Raw genomic sequence first — 21247 nt, forward strand, 5'->3', positions numbered from 1 at the left:
CGGCGACGGTCCGGGCGCGGGAGCGGTGCGCGGGCGCCCCGCGCACCGGCCCCGCCCGGCGCCCCGCCCGGCGCCCCGCACCGCCGTGTCTTTGCGCCTCGGTCAGCCGGTGGTCGCCCACTCTTCGCGCAGCCGCCCGAACACCTCGTGGAAGGCGGGGAAGGTCTTCCGCACGCAGCCGGGGTCGTCGAAGGTGATGCCGGGCGTCCGCAGCGCGGTGACGGAGAACGACATCACCATCCGGTGGTCGCCGTGCGAGGCGAGTTCGGCGCCGCGCGGGGTGCCCGGGCGGATCTCGATCCAGTCGTGGCCGGTGGCGACGTCGACGCCGAGCCGGCGGAGGTTCCCGGCGCAGGCGTCCAGCCGGTCGCACTCCTTGATCCGGGTGTTGGCGACGTTCTCGATCCGCACCGGCCCGTCGGCGAACGGCGCGAGGGCGGCGAGCGTCGGCATGGTGTCGGAGATGTCGCGCATGTCGACGGTCAGGCCCGACAGGCGTCCGTCCCGGGGGCCCTCGACGGTGACCCGGTCCGCGCCGATCTCCACCCGCGCGCCCATCCGGGCCAGCACGTCGGCGAACCGCAGGTCCCCCTGGAGCGCGTCCCGGCCCAGCCCCGGGACGGTCAGCTCCCGGCCGGTGAGCGCGGCGGCCGCGAAGAAGTAGCTCGCCGTCGAGGCGTCCGGCTCGATCGGGTAGGTGGTGGCGCGGTAGCCGCCGGGCGCGACCTCGAAGACCCGGCCGGTGCGCGTCACGGTGGCGCCGAAGGCCCGCATCATGGCGACGGTGATCTCCACGTACGGCGCCGAGACCAGGTCGGTCACGGTGATCCGCAGGCCCTTCTCGGTGAGCGGGCCGAGCAGCAGCAGCGCGGTGAGGTACTGCGAGGACAGGCTCGCGTCCAGGCTCAGTTCGCCGCCGCGGACCCCGTCGGCGGTGATCTGCAGCGGGTGGTGGCCCTCGGCCTCCTCGTGCCGCAGGTCGACGCCGAGGGTGCGCAGCGCCTCGGTCAGCGGGCCGAGCGGGCGCCGGCGCAGCTGGGCGGAGGCGTTGAAGCGGAAGGTGCCGTGGCCGGCCGCGGCGAGCACGGGCAGGAAGCGGCCGGTGGTCGCGCCGTCGCGGCAGTACACGTCGGCGTCGTGGGCCGGGCCCTGCGGGCGGCCCTCGACCGTCCACCGGTCCGGCTCGCGGGTGAGCGCGTAGCCGAGCGCGTGCAGGCCCTCGGCGAAGCCCTCGGTGTCGTCGGAACGCAGTGGCCGCAGCAGGGTGGTGGTGCCGTCGGCGGCGGCGGCGAGGAACAGCGCCCGCGCGGTCACCGACTTGGAACCGGGGATCTCGACGGTCGTCATGGGGCCTCCGGACTGGGCTGGACTGGACTGGGCTGGACTGTTACTGGACTGGGCTGGAGTGGACCGGGCTGGACTGGGCGGGACGGGTGTGGCGGGTAGGACGGGTGGGGCCCGTCGCGGTCATCCTGCCGGAGGCCGCGCGGTGCCCGGGGGAGTCGTCCGGCTGTTGGACGCGGGTTCGGGACGCCCGTGCGGGGACGGCGCGTTCTGGCCGTCGGCGCGGTGCGGGTCCGGGTGGTCGCCGGGTGCGGGTCCGGGCAGGTCGGAGGCCCCGGTGGCTGTGGCACGATGCCAGGGACCGGCCTTGAGCGGCCGCCGCCCCGCCCGGACCCCGTCCGGGCCCGTCCGAGAAGAGGACCCGTGCCCGAGAGCAGCACCCGAGCGTCCGTCGAGGCCGTAGCCGACGCGGAGGCCCCCTCCGTGGCCGTCGACACCGACCGGCTCGGCTTCCGCACCGCGACCACCGCGGACGTGCCCGCCCTGCTCGCCCTGGTCGAGTCCGCCTACCGGGGCGACGCCAGCCGGGCCGGCTGGACCACCGAGGCCGACCTGCTGGAGGGCCAGCGCACCGACACCGAGGGCGTCACCGCGGCCGTCACCCACCCCGACGGCGTGGTGCTGCTCGCCGAGCTGGACGGCGAACTGCTCGCCTGCTGCCAGCTCGAACGCCGGGGCGGCAGCGCCTACTTCGGCATGTTCTCGGTGCGCCCCGGCCGTCAGGGCGGGGGCCTCGGGCGGGCCGTACTCGCGCACGCCGAGAAGTACGCGGCCGAGCAGTGGGGCGTGGCCGAGATGGAGATGACCGTGATCGAGCAGCGCGCCGAGCTGATCGCCTGGTACGAGCGCCGCGGCTTCCGGCGCACCGGCGACTACTCGCCGTTCCCGTACGGCGACGAGCGCTTCGGCGTCCCGCTCCGCTCCGACCTGCGGTTCGAGAAGCTGACCAAGGCGCTCGCCGCCCGGTAGCGGCGGTCGGCCGGCCCCTCCTGAAGGCCGCCCACGCGGTGGGCGGCCTTCGTCCCGTGGCTCAGGCCCCGGCCGGGTGCGGCAGCAGACCGCGCTCGCGCAGCAGCGGGACCACCTGGTCGCGCACGGCGGGGGCCAGCCGCAGGGCCGGATCCAGGCCGTCCGTCCAGCGCAGGTCGGCGAGCTCGGCGGCGGGCGCGGGCGCGCGGTCCAGTCCGGTCTCGAACACGGTCATCCGCATCGGCACGCCCTCCAGCGCGGCGACCGCCTCGATCTCGGTCAGGTGGCGCGGTGCGACGGGGGCCGCGCCGAGCTCCTCCTCCAGCTCGCGGGTCAGCGCCGTCAGCGGACCCTCCCCGGCGTCCGGCTTGCCGCCGGGGAGGTAGTAGACGTCCGGCGCGGCCTTCTTGCTGACGACCAGAAGGCGGCCGTTGTCGACCACGGCGGCGGCCGCGACGGTGAGCAATGCGGGGTTGGGATCGGTTTGCGGCGATTCGTGATCGAACATGATCATGATTGTTGCAGCCGCCGATCATGAGGGACCGTGCGGGGGTGCCCGGCGGACGGGGCCGCGTAGGCTCGGCGGCGTGCCCCGCCACCCGAGGAAGCCCCGGCGACTGGTCGCCGACGGCCGCGCCTACCTGTGGACGCTCCGGCACAGCCACCTCGTGCCCGGCCGCGACCGGCCCCGGGAGTGCCGGGAGACCCTCACGCTGCACCCGCAGCCGCCCGGCTCCGGCGGACCGCTGCGCATCGTCTTCGCCGAGGGCCCCGGCCGGTTCGTCCCGGGCGGCTTCCCGCTGGGCTCCGGCGACGTGGGCCGGGTGCACGGCGCCTCGCTGAACCTGCACGAACCGGGCGCCGGCCGGGCCCTGCTCGACGCCGCCGCGGCGCGCGGGGCATGGCGGCCGGGGGAGCGGCGGGAGGTGCGGGTCGACGGCTGGTCGCTGCTGGAGGCGGCGGCCGCCGCCGTTCCACGGGGGACGCCCGCTCAGCCGTAGATGCTGCGGCAGAGGCGGGCCTGCTCGGAGCCGGCCGCCCAGCGGCCGAACCGCTCCGCCTGGTCGCAGATGGTGTCCGTTCCAGGTACCGCGCCCGCCACGGGGGCGTTCGCGCCGGGGGAGGGCGCGGCGCCGGCGCCGGGCGCCGGAGCGGGCGCCGGGGCGGGGCCTCCGGCCGGGGCGCCCGCCGTCCTGGAGGGCGCCGGGCGTGGCGTACGGCTCGCCTTCGGGCGCGGTGACGCGGAGCGCTCCGCGCCGTCGGCCCGGGCTCCCGCCTGCGGGGCGGACGCCGTGCCCGCCGTACCCTCCGGGCTCGCGGTGGCCGTCGCGCCCGCCGGGCCGGTGGTCTCCAGCCGCGCGCCCTCGCCGCCCGTCGTCGTCGGCGGCGGCAGCGGGGAGGGGGCCGGCACCGGCAGCCGGTCGGCCGCCGGCGAGGCGACCGGGGACGGCGGCAGCGGCGGGGCCGCGGACGGCGCCGGGAAGGCCGCCACCCCGGACGACTCCTCGCCCGGCCCGGGCCCGCACATCGCCAGCACCGCCGCCAGCCCGGCGACGATCCCCGCCGAGCCCGCCACCCACATCCGCCGGCGCCTCCGCCGGGCCGTCTCGGCCGCCGCCGCCAGCGCCTCCCAGGCCGGCGGCTCGCCGGGCGTCGTGGGCGGCGCCGGCACCGGCGGGGGCTGCCACGCGTGCGCGGGCCACTGCCACTGCACGGTGCCGGACGGCATGGTGGTGCCCGCGCCCGGCGGCCGTTCCCGGCCCGCCGACGGCGGTCTGCCCGACACCGGGCCGCCCACCACCGGCCCGCGCGGCGGCGGACCTCCGCTCGCCGCTGTCCCGCCGCCTGCCGGTGTTCCGCCGCCTGCCCATTGCCCGCTCATGTCCTCGTCCTCCTGCCATCGCCTGCTCCGGCTCCCCGGCGGCCCGCCCGTCGCGGACGGCCCGGTCGTACGGGAACGGGGCCGGTCCGGCACCGCCGCAGGGCCCCCGCTCGCCGTACTCAACGAGCGCGCCGACGGCGGGACATGACCCGGAAGTGGGCCCCGGGGCGCGCCCGGGCCGCCTCGCGCCCCGGCCGTACGCTGCCTGCCGGTCCCCGGGTGCGCTCCCCGGAGGTCCGCCACATGCTTGGGGGCATGGAAACCAACAGCCCGTCCGGCACGGCGAAGCCCCAGGTCGAGGTCGCCGAGTTCCGCACCGACAGCCGCTACCGGCTGGTCCGCTTCGAGGGCCACGGCTGGGAGCCGCTCGGCCCGGAGGAGTTCGAACCGCGGGTCAAGCAGCTGTTCCCGGACCTCGACCCCCGCGACCCGGTCCTCGTCGCATGGGCGGACCGCCCGTGGGAATGGCCCGCCTGGCACCCCGGCGAGGCCTGACCGCAAGCGTGACGGCCATTCGGGGTACGGTTGACCCGGCCGCTTGACGGCCGCGACGGCCCCGGTGGACACCGGGTGCCCGCGCCGAGGGCGGAGGGGGAACGGCCACGGTGGTGGGGGAGGCGCGCGGCACGGACCGTCACCGCCCGGCGGGCACCGCCGGCTACGGCGAGCAGGCCGAGCGGCTGGCGGCGCAGTACGAGGCCGTCACCTTCGCCGAGGTCCACCGCGAGGCCCTGCACCTGTTCCCGTCCCGGCCCGCCGACATCCTCGACGTCGGCGCCGGCAGCGGACGCGACGCCGCCGCGCTGGCCGCCCTGGGCCACCGTGTGGTCGCCGCCGAACCCACCGCCGAGCTGCGCCGGATCGGCGAGCACCGGCACGCCGGCCGTGGCGTCCGCTGGGTCGACGACGCCCTGCCCGCGCTGCCCCTGCTCGGCGCGGAGGGCGCGCGCTTCGACGTCGTCCTGCTGACCGCCGTCTGGATGCACCTGGCCCCCGACGAGCGCCCGCCCGCCATGGACGCGCTCACCGCCCTGCTCGCCCCCGGCGGCCGCCTCTTCCTCTCCGTGCGCCACGGCCCCGTCCCGGCGGGGCGCCGGATGTACGACGCCCCGGCCGCCGAGGCCGTCGCCCTCGCGCGTGCCCGCGGCCTGCACCCCCTGCTGCACACCGAACGCCCCGACCTGCACGGCCGCTCCGGCGTCCATTGGACCGTCCTGGTCCTCGCGGGCGCCGACCGCTCCTGAACGTCAGCCCGCGAAGCCGCCGTTGCTCAGCAGCAGCTGGCCGTTGACCCACTGGCCCTGCGGTGAGCAGAGGAAGGCGACCAGGTTCGCCGTGTCGTCCGGGGTGCCGAGACGGCCGAGCGGCGTGCGTCCGAGCACCTCGGTCCGGATCTCCTCGGTCATCCATCCGGTGTCCACCGGGCCGGGGTTGACCACATTGGCGGTCACCCCGAGGTGGGCCAGCTCGTGCACCGCGGCGAGCGTGATCCGGTCGAGCGCCCCCTTGCTCGCGCCGTACGGCAGGTTGCCGGCGGTGTGGTCACTGGTGAGCGCGACGATCCGGCCACTGCCGGCCGGCCCGGCGAACCGCCGCCCGAACTCCCGGATCAGCAGCCAGCTCGCCCGCGCGTTGACGGCGAAGTGGCGGTCGAAGCTCTCCACCGTGGTGTCGAGCAGACCGGAGTCGACCGACTCGCAGTGGCCCAGCACCAGTGCCCTCACACCACCGAGCCGCCGTTCCACCTCGTCGAAGACGTCCGTCGCCGCCGCCGCTTCGGCAAGGTCGGCCTCCACGGCAGCGCTCGCCGCCCCCCGATCGGCGAGCGCCCGCGCGACGGCATCGGCGGCACCCGGCTCGGCACCCCAGGCCATCCGGCGGTCGTAGGCGGTCCAGTAGGTGAAGGCGACATCCCAGCCGTCCTCGGCCAGCCTGCACGCGATACCCGCGCCGATTCCGACCGTCCGCCCGACGCCGGTGACCAGCACCACGGGCCGCGAGGCGGCGGACTGCGGGGGTTCGTGGGCGATCGTCATGAGGAGTGATCATCGTTCCTGCGTGCCGGAACGTCAAATGTCTTCCATGGCAACTCCCTTGCCCTCCAACATCAGCGCCCCGCATCCCGCTGCCGCAAAGCCGGATCTCCACCGCCGCCCCACACCTGCGGGAAAGCGAACTCGCTCACGACCCAACCCAACCGGCCAGGGGGAGACCACCCTCAACCGTTCGCGACGCCCACCCCTCGCCTCGCCGCACGGTTTGCCTTGTGGTGTGGAGTGGGAAGTCGGAGCGGCCGACTTCCTACTCCACACCAGTCGCCCACCACCTCAGCCGAACCCGGCTAGGCTTCTTTCGGGCCGTCAGAAACTACCCAAAGAGTCCGATATGCCCGATTCCCAACAAGTTGCAGAACTCTGCCCCGCCCCTGCATAAAGCCCCAGGTCGCGAACTCTGCTCCCCGCACACGCGGGGATGGTCCCCCGCGCTCGAACAGCAAACCGGCGGCAATGGACTGCTCCCCGCACACGCGGGGATGGTCCCCTGCACGCCAAGCGCAAGGGCGAGGCCTGCACCCTGCTCCCCGCACACGCGGGGATGGTCCCGACCACTGGGACCCCGGGGCGCTCGACGTCTCCTGCTCCCCGCGCACGCGGGGATGGTCCCGCAGTGGCGAGCGTCTCGTCGCCGTGGCGCCGCTGCTCCCCGCGCACGCGGGGATGGTCCCAACAACGCGAACGTTGCCTTCAACGAGGACGGCTGCTCCCCGCGCACGCGGGGATGGTCCCGGTGAGCAGGCCGAGCACCCTGCTGTGGCGCGCTGCTCCCCGCGCACGCGGGGATGGTCCCGACGATCTGGTCTCGACGGCGTCGGACATGGTCTGCTCCCCGCGCACGCGGGGATGGTCCCGCCGGGCCCTCGATGACGACCAGCTCGGCATGCTGCTCCCCGCGCACGCGGGGATGGTCCCCGCCCTGCACCGCGGCCAGCTTGTCGAGCAGGCTGCTCCCCGCGCACGCGGGGATGGTCCCCGCCCTGCACCGCGGCCAGCTTGTCGAGCAGGCTGCTCCCCGCGCACGCGGGGATGGTCCCCCCACCCTGCGTCACCAGACTGCCCACGACGACTGCTTCCCGCGCACGCGGGGATGGTCCCACCTCTAGTTCGACAACAGAACGGGCCCAGGCCTGCTCCCCGCGCCCGCGGGGATGGTCCCCAGCGGGCGAAACCGGTGAACCACTTGGCGATCTGCTCCCCGTGTGTGCGGGGTGCGGGCTTGTGAGCTGGGGTTCTTGAGGGGATTCTGCAACTCGCCGCGAGTTGGGCAGCTTGGACTCTTGCGTGGGCGTGCAGTGGGGGCCTTGGCCGTACGGCAAGAGATGGGTGTCAGGTCGGTGGGCTCCGTCGGCCTCGCGTGGCGGGGGCGGGGGTGGTCAGGAAGGGGTTGCCGCGCCGAAGTCGTCGGCGACCAGGCGGGTGGCCCAGCGGCGGAGGACGTCGGCCACGGGCGGGTGGTGGAGGCCGGCGGCCTGGGCGAGGTGGTCGGCGGAGGTGGTGTCGTAGCGGTCCTCGGAGAGGAAGGTGAGGGTCTCCGGGTCGGCGCCGGTGAGTGCGCGCGGCAGTCGTCGGACGATACCGACCGGGACCCGGCCCCGAGGTGCGCGGACGCCCAGGTGTTCGGCGAGCAGTGTGATCATCTCGGGCAGGGGCGGGGTGGCCGGGTCGAGCACGGTGTGGGCGTGTGCCGGTCCGGCGTCGTGCTCCGGGACGGCGGCGAGGAACCGGGCCAGGTGGTCGATCGCCACCACGGGCAGGAAGGTGCGGGCGGTGCCCGGCAGCAGCGGCAGGCGGCCGGACCAGAGTTGGCGGACCAGGCCGGCGAGTCCCAGGTACTGCCCGGACTCGCCGGTGATCGAGTGGCCGATGACGCTGCTCGGGTTGACCGTCGTGAGCGGTACGCCGAGTCGGCCGGCGGTCACCCGGACGGCTGCGTCGCCGAGTTGCTTGGAGGCCTCGTACGCGCCGAGGCGGGCGTAGAGGGTGTCGGCCTCGGCGGGCGGAAGCGGGTGGCGGGGTGCGGTGTCGCGGCCGACGCGGTACCCGGAGGCGTGGACCAGTCTGCGCAGGTGCGGTCGTCCGGCGGCCCAGTGCAGGGCGGTGAGCGCGCCGTCGACGTTGGCGGCGTGTGCCGTCGCGCGGTCGAGGCCGAAGCGGAAGACGGCGGCGAGGTTGTGGACGTCGCGGACCTCGGCGAGACGGGCGTCGTCCTCGGGGGTGAGCCCGAGGCCGGGGCGGGTGAGGTCGGCGGCGACGGTGGTGAGCTGGTGGTCGTCGACGCCGTGTGTGCGCAGCCAGGTGCGGAGTTCGCGGTCGCGGGAGGTGCCGGTGTCGGGGCGGAAGGCGGCGGCCGTCGGTTCGCCGCGGTCGAGGAGTTCGAGGACCAGCCAGCGGCCGAGGAAACCGGTGGCGCCGAGGACAAGGGTGGTCGGCGGCGTTGGTGCGGTGCTCATGATGGGCTCCGATTCAGTAGACCGGTCTGCATATTTTTGGCGCATGCGAGAGAGCTAGAGCTAATAAGTAGACCGGTCTGCATATTTTTTGGGGCGCAAACAGTGCGGGCGGGCGCCGGAGTGGCGCCCGCCCGCAGCTTGCGTCAGCGGGTGGGCTGCGGGGCCGGGGCCGGGGTCGGGACCCGCTCCGGGCGTGCGGTGATCAGATGGCGTACGGCGTGGGAGGCGTCGAGCAGCGGTTCCACGGAGCGGCGCACCTGGGCGAGCAGGACCGCGCCCTCCAGCAGCGCGAGCGCCTGGCCGGCCGCGACGTCCGCCTCGGCCGCCTCGAAGCCCTCGGCCGTCAGGCACTGCGCGAGCACGCGCTGCCAGCCCGCGTACACCTCCGCGCAGACCTGGCGCAGGCCTTCGTTGCCGCCCGCGACCTCCAGGGCGACGGTCGCGACCGGGCAGCCCTTGGTGAACCCGGACTGCGTGAGGCGGTCGGCGAAGGTCCGGGCCAGGGCGGTGAGCGCGGTGGCCGTGTCGGCGCCCCCGCGCACGGTTGCGGCGAGCAGGTCCGAGACCTCCTGGCCGGCCTGGGTGAGCGCGGCGGCGACCAGTTGGTCCTTGCCTTCGGGGAAGTGGAAGTAGAGCGAGCCGCGTGGTGCGCCGCTCTCGGCCACGATTTGGTTGAGGCCGGTACCGAAGTAGCCGTGTGCTTCGATCAGGCTCCGGGTCCCGGCGATCAGCCGGGCGCGGGTCTCCTCGCCTTTGACTCCCATGCGGAAAACTGTAGACCGGTCTACATATTCCTGTCGACTCCCTACGTCGACCAAAGTTGACGTGGCGGCGGTTCCTGGTGCCGCCCCCGATCGCATACCGTTCCGCGCATGACGAAGAGCCACCCGTCGAGCCCCGGCCCCCAGAGCGGCCGCACCGGCATGCTCGCCGCGCTGCTGGCGCTGAGCGTCTCCACCATCGCGCTGACCGCCCCGCGCACCGCCTCCGGCGCGCCCGGCGAGGTGGTCGTGGACGAGGGCTTCAACACCCCGGAACTCCCCGCCGGTTGGAGCGCCGCCGAGGGTGACTGGAAGGTGGAGAACGGCCGGCTGGTCGGCACCTCCGCCGACGCCGGCCGGCAGACCAGGATCACCTTCGGCCGCCACCTCGACGACTTCCGCGTCGAGGTCACCGCCCGCTTCGAGACCGCCGTCGACGACGTCCACTGGACGGCCCTCGGCCTGGAGTTCGGCCGGAGCGCCACCGACACGGCCGGCCGCGACGTCCGGATCGCCGTCGAGGTGCACGGCACCACCGCCCGCTGGACCGTCGACGGCGGCGAGGTGATGTCCGCCGCCCGGGTCGCCCGCAGCGCGGACGACGGCCAGGCGCTGCTGGTCGACGGCGCGACGGTCTCCTTCGACGACGTCAGGGTGACCGCGCTCGCCCCGGGCGCCTTCGTCCGCCGGCCGGGTGCGCCGCTCGCCGTGTTCGCCCACCGTGGCGCCTCCTCCGCCGCGCCCGAGAACACCCTGCTCGCCGACGAGGTCGCCCGCCGGGCCGGCGCCGACTGGATCGAGAACGACGTGCGGCCCAGCCGCGACGGCGTGCCGTACGTCCTGCACGACGACACGGTGAACCGCACCACCAACGGCACCGGTGCCGTCCGCGACCTGACCGCCGCCCAGCTGGACGGCCTGGACGCCGGTTCCTGGTTCGCCCCGACCACGGCCGGCGCGCGGCTGCCGAGCCTCGCCGCCCAGCTGGACGACCTGCGCACCCGCGGCGGCAACCTCCTGCTGGAGATCAAGGGCCCGCACACCCGCGACGAGGTGGCCCGCATCGTTCAGGAGGTCCGCGGCCACGAGATGACCGGCCGGGTCCTCGTCCAGAGCTTCGAGGCCGACGCCCTGCGCCACACCCGCGAACTCGCCCCCGAACTGCCGCTCGCCCTGCTGCGCAGCGGCCTCGACGACGATCCGGTGGCCGTCTCCCGGGAGCTCGGTCTGGCCGCCTACCACCCCGCCGACGAAGCCCTCGCGGCCCGCCCGGAGGTGGTCGCGGCTCTGCACGCGGCGGGCGTCGCGGTCAACGTCTGGACCGTCGACTCCGCCACCCGATGGAAGGCCCTGGACGCCGCGGGAGTCGACGGAGTCATCACCAACCGCCCGGCCGAGCTCGCGGGTTGGATCTCCGCGCACCAGTAGCGGTGCAGCGGTCCCGGCAGCGCGGCCGACGCCGGGGTCCATTCGCGGCCGAGGCCGGGGCCCATTCGCTGACGAACCGTCAATCTCCTTGATCGAAATGGCGAACCGGTATCCGGTCCGCGACATCGGGCGGCTATCCTTGCGCTTCGGTGCGCCCCGGCGCGCCGGAGCCGCACAGGCACGTGGACCGTTGAGGTGGGGGAGACATGGCGGACGGGCCGGAGATCACGGAGCTGGACTCCCTGGAGTTCTGGGTCACCGAGGACGACGAGGAGGACGGCGACACCATGGGCGTCTTCCGGCGCGACCGCGAGGCCGTCCTGCGCCGGGTCCCCCTCGGCGCCCTGCGCAGCAACCTCACCGAGACCGTCGACGCGTTGCAGGCGCTGTTCGAGCAGATCGCGGAGCGCGGCGGCCCGATGCCGCTCAAGGAGGTGCAGTTGAGCTTCCAGGTCTCGGCCTCCGGCGGCGTGCAGCTGATCGGCAGCTCCCAGGTGCAGGGCACGCGCGGGATCACCTTCGTCTTCGGCCGCTGACGCACGACGGGGCCGTACTCGATGCACGGGGGGTTCGCCGCGCTGCTGCTCGGCGCCAGCGACTACGACCTCGTGGGCTTCACACCCCTGCCCTTCGTCCCCCGGGACCTCGAACGGCTCGGCGAGGCCCTGCTGGCGCGCGACTTCCGGGTGGTGCTGCCCCCGGCGCGTGGCCAGGTCGGCGCCAACTTCGTGAACGGCGAGGTCGGCCACTTCCTGCGGACCGCCCGGCGCGGCGAGACGGTGCTGATCTGCCTGAGCGGCCACGGGCTGCACGCGGAGGGCAAGGACTACCTGATCCCCGAGGACCTGCACTCGGGGGTGGAGCCGCCGTGGTCCGGCTGCGTCGCCATCGACTGGAGGTACGAGGTCGAGCGGACCCCGGCCGCCCAGGTGCTGTTCCTGATCGACGCCTGCCGCAACGGCGTCCGGCAGGACTTCATGAGCGGCACGATCGGCTGGGGCACCCGGGAGGCCCTGGTCGTCGCCGGCCGCAGCGTCGCCCACCTGTACGCCTGTTCACCCGGTGAGTACGCGCGCTTCGTCGGCTCCGACGACCTCCAACAGGACGCCGGGGGAGGCTCGTTCAGCCTGTTCTCGCGCGCCGTCCTGGACGTGCTGCTGGCGCACGACGGGCCGTTGAACCTGGAGCAGTTGCGCGTCGGCACCCAGTCCCGGATCCAGGAGTACCACGAGCGCTACGGCAAGCAGGGCCGGCCGCAGCACGTCCGGGTCCTCACCGACGTCGACCAGACGGCGTTCCTGGTCGCGGGCCCGGCCCGGCGCACCGTCGCCCCGCCCGCCGGCGGGGCGGGCGGATCGGCGCCGGTCCTGCAACCGCTCGCCGCCGACCTCGCCGCCGACCCCGCGTCCACCGACCCGGGGGAACTGCTGGGGCGCGCCGTCCACGAACTGCAGACCACCGGGCGGACCGGGTTCCTGGAGGAGTGCGCGGCCGTCGGCCCGCCGGCCGACCTGCTCTGGCTCTGCTCGCTGCCCCTCGCCCCGGCGGCGGCCGCCGCGATGTGGACGGCCGCGGGCCTGCGGCGGCCGGTCGCCTCGCTGATGGAACTGCTCGCAGCCCTCTGCGGCGGGGGCCGGACGGCGGCCGCGCACCGGGTGCTGGAGTCGGCGGCCACCGGACGGCCGGCGGACGAGCTGTTGCGCGCGCTCGGCGCCCTCGGCCTGCCGCCGGAGACCGCCGACGCGCTGCGCGGGACGGTCCTCGGGGCGCTGGGCGGCCTGCCGCCGGCCGAGCTGGCGGCGTGCGTGGTCACGCTGAAGCGGGCGGACCTCGGAGCCGAGGCGAAGTCGGTCCTCGCGACGCCACGGACGGTTGAGGGCCTGCTGCCGCTGCTGGCCGCACTGGACGCCGCGGAGCTGGCGGCCGAGGCCCGTGAGCTGCTGCGGGAGGCGGTCACCGGGTACGGCGCGCAAGCGGTGGACGGCCTCGTCGAGGCGCTCGGGCGCGCGGGCCGGGCCGAGCACCGCACCACCGTGCTGACGCTCCTCGCGATGGGGCCCTCGGACGGCATCGTCGCCTGGCTGGCGACCGGCCGTTCGCGCGCCGGCCTCACCGGGGACGCCGCCTTCGCCGAGGACACCGCCTTCACCCCGGACGCCGCCTCTACCCCGGACGCCGCCTTCGCCGAGGACGCCGCCTTCGTCCTCAGGACCGCCGTGGCCGCCGGGGACCGGCATGCCCTTCCACCGGCGCTGCGCGCCGCCGGTCTGGCGAACCACCGCGACACCGTCCACGAGGAGATCGGCCGGCTCCCGACGGCGGACGTGTGCGTGGCGCTGAAGCGTCTGACGGACGCCGGTGCGACGGAGGACGCCGAGGCGGTGGCGGCCCGCGCGGTCCGGCCGTTCCGCCCGCAGCGGGCGGCGGAACTGGTTCTCCTGCTCGACCGAGACGGACCCGCCGCGCTGCTGGCGCCCGTCTGCCGGGAGCTGTCCGAGCAGCCCCCGGCCCAGGTGGTGGCGCTCGTCGGGCACCTCGGGAACGCCGGGGGTCTCGCCAAGACGGTCATGTCGTCCTTGGGCCCCTTGTATCCGCTGGATGCGGCCGTGCCGCTGATCAAGGCACTCCGTGAGCGCGGGCTCACCGGCGCCGCGGGCCGCTTCCGGCGCGCGCTGGTCCGTGAGCGGCGGGCGGCGGACCTCCTGCCCGTGCTGGCCGGGGCCGGCGAGCAGGACCGGTCCGCGTTCCTGAAGGACCTCCTCGGGGACTCCCGGCCCCCGGACCAGCTCGCCGAACTCCTCCACCTGGCCTGCGGAGAGGACCTGCGCGGCACCGTCGGCCACTGGATGGCGTCGAAGGTCGTCGACGGGGCCGACGACGAGGTGCTCGTCGCCGTGCTCGCCGAACTCCGGGCGCACGGCCGGGAGGCCGCCGAGGAGGAACTGATCGATGAACTGGGGTTCGGCCTGGGAGCGGATCGCCCGGAGCGGGTCGCCCAGTTGCTGGTGGCCAAGGGCCTGCACGATCCCGCCGCCCGCCTGCTCCTCCGGGTGGCCGACAGACGGGGCCCGACGGGCGTCGCCATGCTCGGTGCGAGCGTGCTGGCGTACCTGCAGCCGGAACTCGGCCGGCGCCTGCTGGTCGAGGCGACCCAGGACCGGCCGGTGGCCTTCCTGGCCGAGCTGGCCGTGGCCCTGACCCAGCACCCGGGCGGACCGGGGCCGCTCGCCGAGCGCGCCGAGATCCTCCGCCGGGTGGTAGAAGGGCGCTCGCCGGCGGATGTGGCGGAACTGCTGGTCATCCTCGACGTCCAGCAGCCGGACGCCCGCTCGCCCATCGACGTCACCGCCCTGCTCGGCCTGTTCCTCAGTGCCAGACCGGTCGACGAGATCGGGGCCCTCCTCCGGGAACTGGACGCCCGCCACACCCCGCACGGGGCCGGCGGTCGCCTGGCGGCCGCCGTCCGGGACTTCGCGCCCGCTCTGTTCCACGCCGCCCGCGAGACCTCGGAGGAGGCGGGTACCCGCTACGTGCTGGAGGCGTTCCGGGTCCCCACGCCGATGCGGACGGGGGAGGTGGCCCTACTCCTCAGGGAACTGGAAGGGCGCGGCTGCCATGAGGAGATCCTCGCCGTGTTCGAGCAGCTGGGCCGCTTCCAGAAACCCCCGGCCGTGAGCGAACTGCTGGTCGTGTTCAGGGACACGGTCCTCTTCGAGGTGGTGTGCGGGGCGGTGGCGAACCGGCCGCTGTTGGAGATCGCCGCGATTCTGGTGGAGTCCGATGGACTTGGACCGGCGGGCCGCCGGGTCGCGGAGTACCTGGGCCGGTCCGCCCCGTCGGACCTCTGCCGGGACGTACTGGTCGCCCTGCTCGTCCGACGGCAGCGGGGTGCCGCCGGCATGCTCCTCGAAGCCGTCCCGTGGTCCCGCTCGACGGAGGAACTCGTCACGCTGCTCGCCGTCCTGGAGCGGGAGAGCGAGGACCGGCGCCGGGCGGCGCTGGACACCCTGACCCTCGATCTGCTCTCCGCCGACCGGGCGATGGAGCTCCTCCACCACCTGCACGACCAAGGGCTGCCGGAGGGCGCCGTTCCCGTCCTGCGGGCGCTCGCGCACAGCCCGGACGCCTGCGGCCCCTGGCTGGAGATGCACGCACTCGGCTGGTTCCGGTACGCCGCCGTCCTGCTCGACCAGCTCCCACGGGAGACGGACGTCCTCCCGTGGTACCGGCGGTTGCCGGGGCCGTTGCCGGAGCCGCAGCGGAAGGCCCTGCTGCGGGAGACCGGGGCGGACGGCCCGCCGCGCGCACTCGCCGCCGGCGCCGCCACGGCCCGGGCGGCGCTGGGCGCGGCGGCCCTGCACCGGTCGCCCGGGGCCGTCGCCAAGCTGCTGATCGCCCTGGCCGGCGAACCCGGCGGGTGGACCGAGCCGGGGCGGATCCTCGCGGCGGCCCGGCCGGGCCCCGAACTCCTGCTGATCCTCGCGGCGTTGGGACGGATGGGGCACCCGGACGAGGCGGCCCGGATCATCGACCGCGTGGTCGCCGACGAGCCGGTGACCAGAGTCGCCGAACTGCTGGACGCCGGGGAGGGTGCGGCGGCACTGATCGCCGAGTCCGTGGTCACCCGGGACACGACCGCCGACCTCATCGACAGCCTGGTGCGGGTCGGTCACCGAGGGAGCGCCGAGGTGCTGATCGACGCCGTCCTGGCTTCCCGGCTCAGCGGCAGCCGGATCGCCGAGGTGGTGGCGAGGCTGGCCCGCACGGGGGCGCAGCCGGCAGTCCGCGTCCGCCTGACCAACGGCTTCTGCGGCCGACAGCGGGCCGCGGAGGTCGCCGCCTTCCTGGCCTATCTCGACCGGAACGGTCCGAGGCCGGATCTCGAACAGGCCCTCGCGGCGGTCCGCGCGTTCCGTGACCGGGAGCTGGGCGAGATCCGGCAGGCCCTGAAGGATTCGGGCTACGGGAACCGCCGTCTGCTGACCGCGCTCGCCGAGCAGCCCTCGCCGCCGCCCACCGGTCGGCGCTTCTGGCGCAAGGACACCAACGGCCCCTGACCGCACGGCCCGGTCCGCCGGACGCCTGCCCGTCCTACCCCTCCCGCCCGCCCCAAGCGTTCGGCGGGGTCGGCCCGGCGTCCGGGTAGTGGCGGCGGATCTCGCTCAGCACCCACTCGTCGGCCGTCCGGACGTCCCAGCTCGTGCTGTCGAACTCCCGCAGGGTCACCACGAGTTCACCGCCCGCGTAGCCCTCGAACTCCGCTTCCACCGCCCGCCGGTGCGGCCCGGCCAGGGCCAACAGTTCGAGGGTGGGGATCCCGGAACCCGCCGACGTGGCCTCCATCTACCCGAGCATGGTGTGCTGGGCGCCGTCCAGCCAGGCCGCGAACGAGAGCGACCATCCTGGAGGAGCCGGTGGCTCCGGCTCCTCCCTCCACGGGGCTGGTCCCTCCCGGGGGAAACGACTTCCGGCGCGGTCCCGGACCCTAGAACGTGCCGAAGTTCGCCGGGCCCGTCGGGCGGTAGGTGTGGGCGGTGACGCCGGACGGGGTGGTGCGGGTGCTGGCGAGGTGGAAGGCGGTGGGCGGGCCGGCCTCGGGGAAGAGGCGGTGGCCGGTGCCGAGCCGGACGGGGGCGGTGACCAGGTGGTACTCGTCGATGACGCCGTGCGGCATCAGGGCACGGGCGAGGGCGCCGCTGCCGTGGATCTGGATCTCGGTGTCGCCCAGCCGGTCCTTGAGCACGGCCACCTCGCCGGCCAGGCCGCCGGGGGCGGCGCCCGTCAGCACGGTGGTGTTGTGCCAGGCGGGGTCGCGCAGGGTGGTCGAGGCGACGTACTTGGGCAGGGTGTTGAGCGGGACGGCGATCGGGTCGGCGGGGTCGGTCATCTTCGGCCAGTAGCCCGCGAAGATGTCGTACGTCCGGCGGCCGAGCAGGAAGGCGCCGGCGCGGCCGATCACCGCGTTCATCAGGGCGCCGAACTCCTCGTCGGCGAACGGGAACAGCCAGCCGCCGTGGGCGAAGCCGTCCTCGCGGTCCTCCTCCGGCCCGCCGGGGGCCTGCATCACGCCGTCGAGGGTCAGGAAGGTGGTCAGCACGAGCTTGGCCATGAAGGGTCTCCCCGGTCGGATGTCGCCCCCCGGTGACCCAAGATCCCAGACCGGCCGCCGCCGCGCCGCCGCGCCACGCCGTCGCGCTGGCGCCCGGCCCGTCGTCCCTCCGCAGGGACGACGGGGCGGGCGGGCCGGGCGACCGGCGATGCTCCTACGCTCGTGCCATGACGACCCCCCAACCCGCACCCCTCGACCTCCTCCTTCTCTGGCGCGGCGGGTTCACCGACCGTGAACTCGACACCCTGCACGCCGCCGCCTTCGGCGACACGGTCGACGCCGACCGCCCGCCCACCCCCTGGCGCGCCCGGCTGGAGCGCCACAGCCTCGGCTGGGTCTGCGCCCGCCCGGCCCCGGACGGCCCGCTGCTCGGCTTCGTCAACGTCCTCTGGGACGGCGGCGTCCACGCCTTCCTCCTGGACACCGCCGTCGACCCTGCCGCCCGGCGGCGCGGCACCGGCACCCGGCTGGTCGCCACAGCCGCCGACAACGCCCGCGCGGCGGGCTGTGACTGGCTGCACGTCGACTTCGAACCCCACCTGCGCGGCTACTACCTCGACGCCTGCGGCTTCCGCGCCACCGACGCCGGGCTGATCCGCCTCTGAGCGCCGTCCCGTACGCTCGCGGGATGGACGGATGGGTGGGGGCCTGGACCGGCGGACGGCGGGCCGTGCACATCGGCAACGTCGCCGACTTCAACGAGCAGTTCCGCCAGGAGGACGAGCGGCCGGACGCCGACCGTCGCGCCCGCCGGCTGCGCCAGGCCCACCACTACGCGGGTCTCGCCGTCGCCTACAGCCCCGACCCCTCCGCCCTGGTGCTTCCCGCCGAGGCCGACCGGGCCTGGATCGACCTGCTCGCCCGTGAACTCGACTGGGGGCCGGTCGAGTTCCACTCCGGCATCGCCCCCGGCAGCACGGTGGCCGACGCCCTCGCCGCCCGCCCCGCCCTGGCGGAACGGCTCGCCGGTGACCCGGGACCGGTGCTGCACTGGGGCCGCACCCCCGACCTCGGCGACGGGCCGGAGCTCGCGGCCGTGCGCCGCTACGAGTCCAAGGCGGCCACCCACGAGCTGTTCACCGCCCTCGCCCCCGGCCACCCCGGCATCCGGGTGCCCCGCCAGGAGCACGCCGACACCCCGCGCCGCGCCGCCCGCCGGCTGGCCGCCCGCGCCGCCCGGGGCCTCACCACCGTGCTCAAGTCCCCGCACGGCGTGGGCGGTTACGGCACCGCCGTGGTCACCCCGCAGGAACTGCTCGCGGCCGGCGGCGCCCGGGCGCTGCTGCGCCGCCTGGTCCGCGAGGACGTGCTGCCACCCGGCGGCGACCTCCTGCTGGAGGAGTACGTGGACAGCGGACCGGCCGGCTCGGGCCGGTTGCGCGACCTTACCTTCGACGCGGTGATCGGCGCCGACGGGCGGGTGCACCCGGTCGGCGTCGGCGAGATGGCCGTCGACGGCACCCGCTACCAGGGCGTGACGGTCGGTCCGGGCGTGGTGCCGCCCGGCGCAGCGGCCGCCGCCGAACGGTTCGGGCTCGCGGTGGGGGAGCGGCTGGCCGCCGCCGGCCACCGGGGCTGGTACGACGTCGACTTCGTCACCGACCGCGAGCGCAGACTCGCCCCGACCGAGGCCAATCTGCGGCTCACCGGCCCCGCGATCGCCTTCGTGCTGCGCCACCGCCTGGACGAGGTGCGCGGCCCCGGCCACCTGGTGCGCACCCTGGACGCCATGCCGCTCGGCGCCCGGCTCTCCCAGGAGGCGCTGTTCGGCCACCTGGAACGGCTGCGCCCGCAGTGCGCGCGGCTCGGCGCGACCGTCCTGCCGCTGATCGTGACGGCCTGCTACGAGCCGGAGCCCGCCGTCGGCCTGGCGCTCGCGGCGCGCGACGCCGAGGCGCTGGACGCGGCGCAGGCCCTGCTCGGGTCGGCCCACCACGCGCTGGGCCGGATGTTCGAGGCGCTGCGCTGACCGGGCGGGGGCCGGCGCAGCGCGTGGTCGGCTCAACGGCGGTGCGGCGGGCGCGGCTCCTTCGGCTGCCAGGCGAGGAAGCGGACCACGACCGCCGCCGAGACCATCAGCGCCACATTGAACACGTAGACCAGCCACACCTCGGTGGCCCACACCGCCCGGTTGGCGGTCCGGTACAGGTTGTCCTGCGGCCACCACGCCGCCAGCAGCCAGAACACCGACATGTGGGCGGCGACCGAGAGCCCGGGCGGGCGCCCGAGGCGGCCGATCGCCGGGGCGCCGACCAGCAGCCAGGCCGCGCCCAGCCCGAACGAGGCCCACTCGAAGAGGTACAGGCCCCGGAAGAAGGCGTCGTACGGGGACGGCACCAGCGAGACGTCCGTCGAACCCGGCCACAACTGCCCGCTGACCAGCCACGCGGCCGCCGCGAACGGCACCGCCAGCAGCAGCACCGCGCAGCCGGTCCGCGTCTCCTGGGAGGCCGCCCCGCCGCCCGCGCCCTTGCCCCGGTACCCCTTGCCGCCGCGCGCCCGGTGCGGCGCGGCGTGGCCGACCGGCGCGGGCAGCGGCAGCGCGCCCCGGTCGAGCTTGCCGGCCCGGGTGCGCGGCAGTTCGGCCAGTGGGACGACGGCGGCCGGCGCCTCGTCCTTCGGCAGGTGGACGACGAGGTAGGTGGAGAGGGACCAACTGTCGGTGCCCGGCGTGCCGGGCACGGTCGCCGCGTAGCCGACCAGCTCCCGCCGGCCGGGCGCCACCTCCACCTCGGTGACGGCCGCCTCCCGCACCTCCGGGTACGCGCGCAGCCGGGCCTCGGCGCGGGCCGCCACGCTCACCCTGGCCACCACGGCGGAGGACGACGGCTGCTCCCGCGGCCCGACCACGCCCGCCGCCCGGCCGACGAAGCGCAGCGTGCCGTCCGGCGCGAGCCGGCCGAGGTCCCCGGTGCGCAGCAGCCGCCCGTCCGGGTCGAAGTCCGCCCGGACGAACCGCCGCGCCGTCTCCTCGGGCCGACCGAGGTAGCCCCGGCCGAGGCCCGGACCGGCGAGCGCGATCTCACCGGTCGTGCCGTCCGTGTACGGGGCGCCGTCGGGACCGAGCACGTACACCCGGGAGCCGGGGAACGGCACGCCGACCACCGACTCCGCACCGCTGTTCGGTGGCTCGTCGAGGCTCCGGAGCTCGAAGTACGTGCTGTCCACGGCGGCTTCGGCCAGCCCGTAGACGTGCACCACCCGGGTACCGGGGCCGAGCAGCCGTCGCAGCGCCAGGTGCTCGTCCGGCCACCACTTCTCGGCGCCGACGGTGAGCAGCCGCAGGCCCGGCAGGCCCGCTGCCCCGTCTTCCGTCCCGCCTTCCGCGCCGCCCGCCGTCCCGCCTTCCACGCCGCCCGCCGCGCCGCCCGCCGCCGCGAGGTGGGCGGTGAGGCGGCGCGCGGTGCGCACGTTCAGTTCCATCACGGTGATCCGCTCGGCGGCCACCAGCGCGGGCAGGTCGGCGATGTCGGCGCCGCGGTCCAGCGTCAGATTGCGCGGGGCGACCACCAGGGTGGCGCCCGAGCAGAGCGCGCGCACCCAGTCGGCGGTGAAGACGTCGAACTCCAGGCTCGCGGTGCTCAGCACCCGGTCGGCGGGGGAGAGGCCGTAGGCCTCGCTCCAGCCGTGGTGGGCGGCCAGCAGGTTGCGGTGCTCGACCACCGCGCAGCGCGGCGCGCCGGTGGTGCCCGAGGTGGTGAACACCACTGCGGCGTCCTCGGGCCCGACCGCCACCGGGGGCGGCCCGGCGGGCGGCTCCGTCAGGGCGGCGGCGGCCGAATCCACGCAGACCAGCGCCCGCGCGCCGGCGTCGGTCAGCCGGATCCGGTGGGCCTCCTCGGTGACGACCACGGCCGGCGAGGCCTCGTCGAGCACGTGCCGCAGCAGCGCGTCCGGCGCGCCCGGCTCCAGCGGCACGTACGCGGCGCCCGCCTTCAGCACGGCCAGCAGGGCGACGTACACCTCGGTGCCCCGGCCGACCGCGACCGCGGCCCGCCCGCCGGGGCCGAGCCCGAGGCCGGCCAGGTGGCGGGCCAGCCGGTCGGCCCGCGCGTCCAGCTCGCCGTAGGTCAGCTCCCGTCCGGCCCACCGGACGGCGACCGCCCCGGGGGCGCTCCGCGCGTGCTCCTCGAAGCGTCCGGGCAGTGTCCCGGCGCGTCCCGCTCCGGCCTCGACCGGCTTTCCCGTCCCTGCCATGCCCGCCCCCTCCGGCCGTCCCGCACCGGTTCCACGCTCCGCGCACCTGT

Annotated in this window: 18 protein-coding genes and 1 CRISPR repeat array; of the genes, 9 read left to right on the forward strand and 9 right to left on the reverse strand. The window is 75.7% G+C overall.

Going from position 1 to position 21247, the window contains the following annotated elements; all coding sequences use genetic code 11:
• Positions 1–102 precede the first annotated feature (102 nt).
• Positions 103–1347: a 3-phosphoshikimate 1-carboxyvinyltransferase gene (aroA, locus tag ACFZBX_RS02870; RefSeq protein WP_391531148.1), complete on the reverse strand. Its 1245-nt coding sequence runs from the start codon at positions 1345–1347 to the stop codon at positions 103–105.
• 420 nt (positions 1348–1767) lie between these two features.
• Here aroA and ACFZBX_RS02875 point away from each other — a divergent pair, with 420 nt between their 5' ends.
• Entirely contained in the window at positions 1768–2313 is a 546-nt protein-coding gene (locus ACFZBX_RS02875) for a GNAT family N-acetyltransferase (protein ID WP_391531441.1), read from the forward strand.
• 61 nt (positions 2314–2374) lie between these two features.
• Here ACFZBX_RS02875 and ACFZBX_RS02880 read toward each other — a convergent pair whose 3' ends face one another.
• Complete coding sequence (locus tag ACFZBX_RS02880; protein WP_391531150.1) at positions 2375–2821, reverse strand: NUDIX domain-containing protein; 447 nt, start codon at positions 2819–2821, stop codon at positions 2375–2377.
• A gap of 79 nt (positions 2822–2900) precedes the next feature.
• On the opposite strand from ACFZBX_RS02880, the gene ACFZBX_RS02885 reads away from it, so the two are divergent.
• Positions 2901–3314, forward strand: coding sequence for a hypothetical protein (locus tag ACFZBX_RS02885; RefSeq protein ID WP_391531151.1), 414 nt, complete (start codon positions 2901–2903; stop codon positions 3312–3314).
• Here the strand turns inward: ACFZBX_RS02885 and ACFZBX_RS02890 are convergent.
• Positions 3305–4099 carry a hypothetical protein gene (locus ACFZBX_RS02890; protein WP_391531152.1) on the reverse strand — a complete coding sequence of 265 codons (795 nt, stop codon included), beginning with the start codon at positions 4097–4099 and terminating at the stop codon, positions 3305–3307. The two genes, ACFZBX_RS02885 and ACFZBX_RS02890, sit on opposite strands and share 10 nt — an antisense overlap.
• A 351-nt stretch (positions 4100–4450) precedes the next feature.
• Between ACFZBX_RS02890 and ACFZBX_RS02895 the strand changes: the two genes are divergently transcribed.
• Together ACFZBX_RS02895 and ACFZBX_RS02900 are read left to right on the forward strand one after the other, a co-directional pair.
• Positions 4451–4690, forward strand: a complete 240-nt coding sequence (locus ACFZBX_RS02895; protein ID WP_391531154.1) for a hypothetical protein — start codon at positions 4451–4453, stop codon at positions 4688–4690.
• Between the two features lie 113 nt (positions 4691–4803).
• A complete protein-coding gene (locus tag ACFZBX_RS02900; RefSeq protein WP_391531155.1) occupies positions 4804–5439 on the forward strand; it encodes a class I SAM-dependent methyltransferase in 636 nt (211 codons plus the stop codon).
• A 3-nt stretch (positions 5440–5442) separates the two neighbouring features.
• Here ACFZBX_RS02900 and ACFZBX_RS02905 read toward each other — a convergent pair whose 3' ends face one another.
• The 3 genes from ACFZBX_RS02905 to ACFZBX_RS02915 all read right to left on the reverse strand — a co-directional run bounded on the left by ACFZBX_RS02905 (position 5443) and on the right by ACFZBX_RS02915 (position 9466).
• Complete coding sequence (locus tag ACFZBX_RS02905) at positions 5443–6231, reverse strand: SDR family oxidoreductase (protein WP_391531157.1); 789 nt, start codon at positions 6229–6231, stop codon at positions 5443–5445.
• Between the two features lie 415 nt (positions 6232–6646).
• A CRISPR array of direct repeats spans positions 6647–7408; the repeat unit is 29 nt; unit sequence CTGCTCCCCGCGCACGCGGGGATGGTCCC.
• 217 nt (positions 7409–7625) lie between these two features.
• Positions 7626–8702 (reverse strand): SDR family oxidoreductase, encoded by a 1077-nt coding sequence (locus ACFZBX_RS02910; RefSeq protein ID WP_391531159.1) that lies wholly within the window; start codon positions 8700–8702, stop codon positions 7626–7628.
• A gap of 143 nt (positions 8703–8845) precedes the next feature.
• Entirely contained in the window at positions 8846–9466 is a 621-nt protein-coding gene (locus tag ACFZBX_RS02915; RefSeq protein WP_391531160.1) for a TetR/AcrR family transcriptional regulator, read from the reverse strand.
• Positions 9467–9574: 108 nt separating this feature from the next.
• Between ACFZBX_RS02915 and ACFZBX_RS02920 the strand changes: the two genes are divergently transcribed.
• The 3 genes from ACFZBX_RS02920 (at position 9575) to ACFZBX_RS02930 (ending at position 15948) form a co-directional block, all read left to right on the forward strand.
• Positions 9575–10891 carry a glycerophosphodiester phosphodiesterase gene (locus ACFZBX_RS02920; protein ID WP_391531162.1) on the forward strand — a complete coding sequence of 439 codons (1317 nt, stop codon included), beginning with the start codon at positions 9575–9577 and terminating at the stop codon, positions 10889–10891.
• Positions 10892–11097: 206 nt separating this feature from the next.
• Complete coding sequence (locus ACFZBX_RS02925) at positions 11098–11427, forward strand: hypothetical protein (RefSeq protein WP_380756192.1); 330 nt, start codon at positions 11098–11100, stop codon at positions 11425–11427.
• A 21-nt stretch (positions 11428–11448) separates the two neighbouring features.
• Positions 11449–15948, forward strand: coding sequence for a hypothetical protein (locus tag ACFZBX_RS02930; protein ID WP_391531164.1), 4500 nt, complete (start codon positions 11449–11451; stop codon positions 15946–15948).
• 34 nt (positions 15949–15982) lie between these two features.
• Here the strand turns inward: ACFZBX_RS02930 and ACFZBX_RS02935 are convergent, their stop codons facing one another.
• Complete coding sequence (locus ACFZBX_RS02935; protein ID WP_391531166.1) at positions 15983–16234, reverse strand: hypothetical protein; 252 nt, start codon at positions 16232–16234, stop codon at positions 15983–15985.
• A 142-nt stretch (positions 16235–16376) separates the two neighbouring features.
• Positions 16377–17000: a dihydrofolate reductase family protein gene (locus ACFZBX_RS02940; RefSeq protein WP_391531168.1), complete on the reverse strand. Its 624-nt coding sequence runs from the start codon at positions 16998–17000 to the stop codon at positions 16377–16379.
• A gap of 167 nt (positions 17001–17167) precedes the next feature.
• On the opposite strand from ACFZBX_RS02940, the gene ACFZBX_RS02945 reads away from it, so the two are divergent.
• Both ACFZBX_RS02945 and ACFZBX_RS02950 read left to right on the forward strand, forming a co-directional pair.
• Positions 17168–17605 (forward strand): GNAT family N-acetyltransferase, encoded by a 438-nt coding sequence (locus ACFZBX_RS02945; RefSeq protein ID WP_391531169.1) that lies wholly within the window; start codon positions 17168–17170, stop codon positions 17603–17605.
• A gap of 23 nt (positions 17606–17628) precedes the next feature.
• Entirely contained in the window at positions 17629–18969 is a 1341-nt protein-coding gene (locus ACFZBX_RS02950; RefSeq protein WP_391531171.1) for a hypothetical protein, read from the forward strand.
• 32 nt (positions 18970–19001) lie between these two features.
• Here the strand turns inward: ACFZBX_RS02950 and ACFZBX_RS02955 are convergent, their stop codons facing one another.
• Positions 19002–21197: an AMP-binding protein gene (locus ACFZBX_RS02955; RefSeq protein ID WP_391531172.1), complete on the reverse strand. Its 2196-nt coding sequence runs from the start codon at positions 21195–21197 to the stop codon at positions 19002–19004.
• Positions 21198–21247: the final 50 nt, after the last annotated feature.

The sequence above is a fragment of the Kitasatospora sp. NPDC008115 genome, from assembly GCF_042957205.1.
Classification (GTDB): domain Bacteria; phylum Actinomycetota; class Actinomycetes; order Streptomycetales; family Streptomycetaceae; genus Kitasatospora.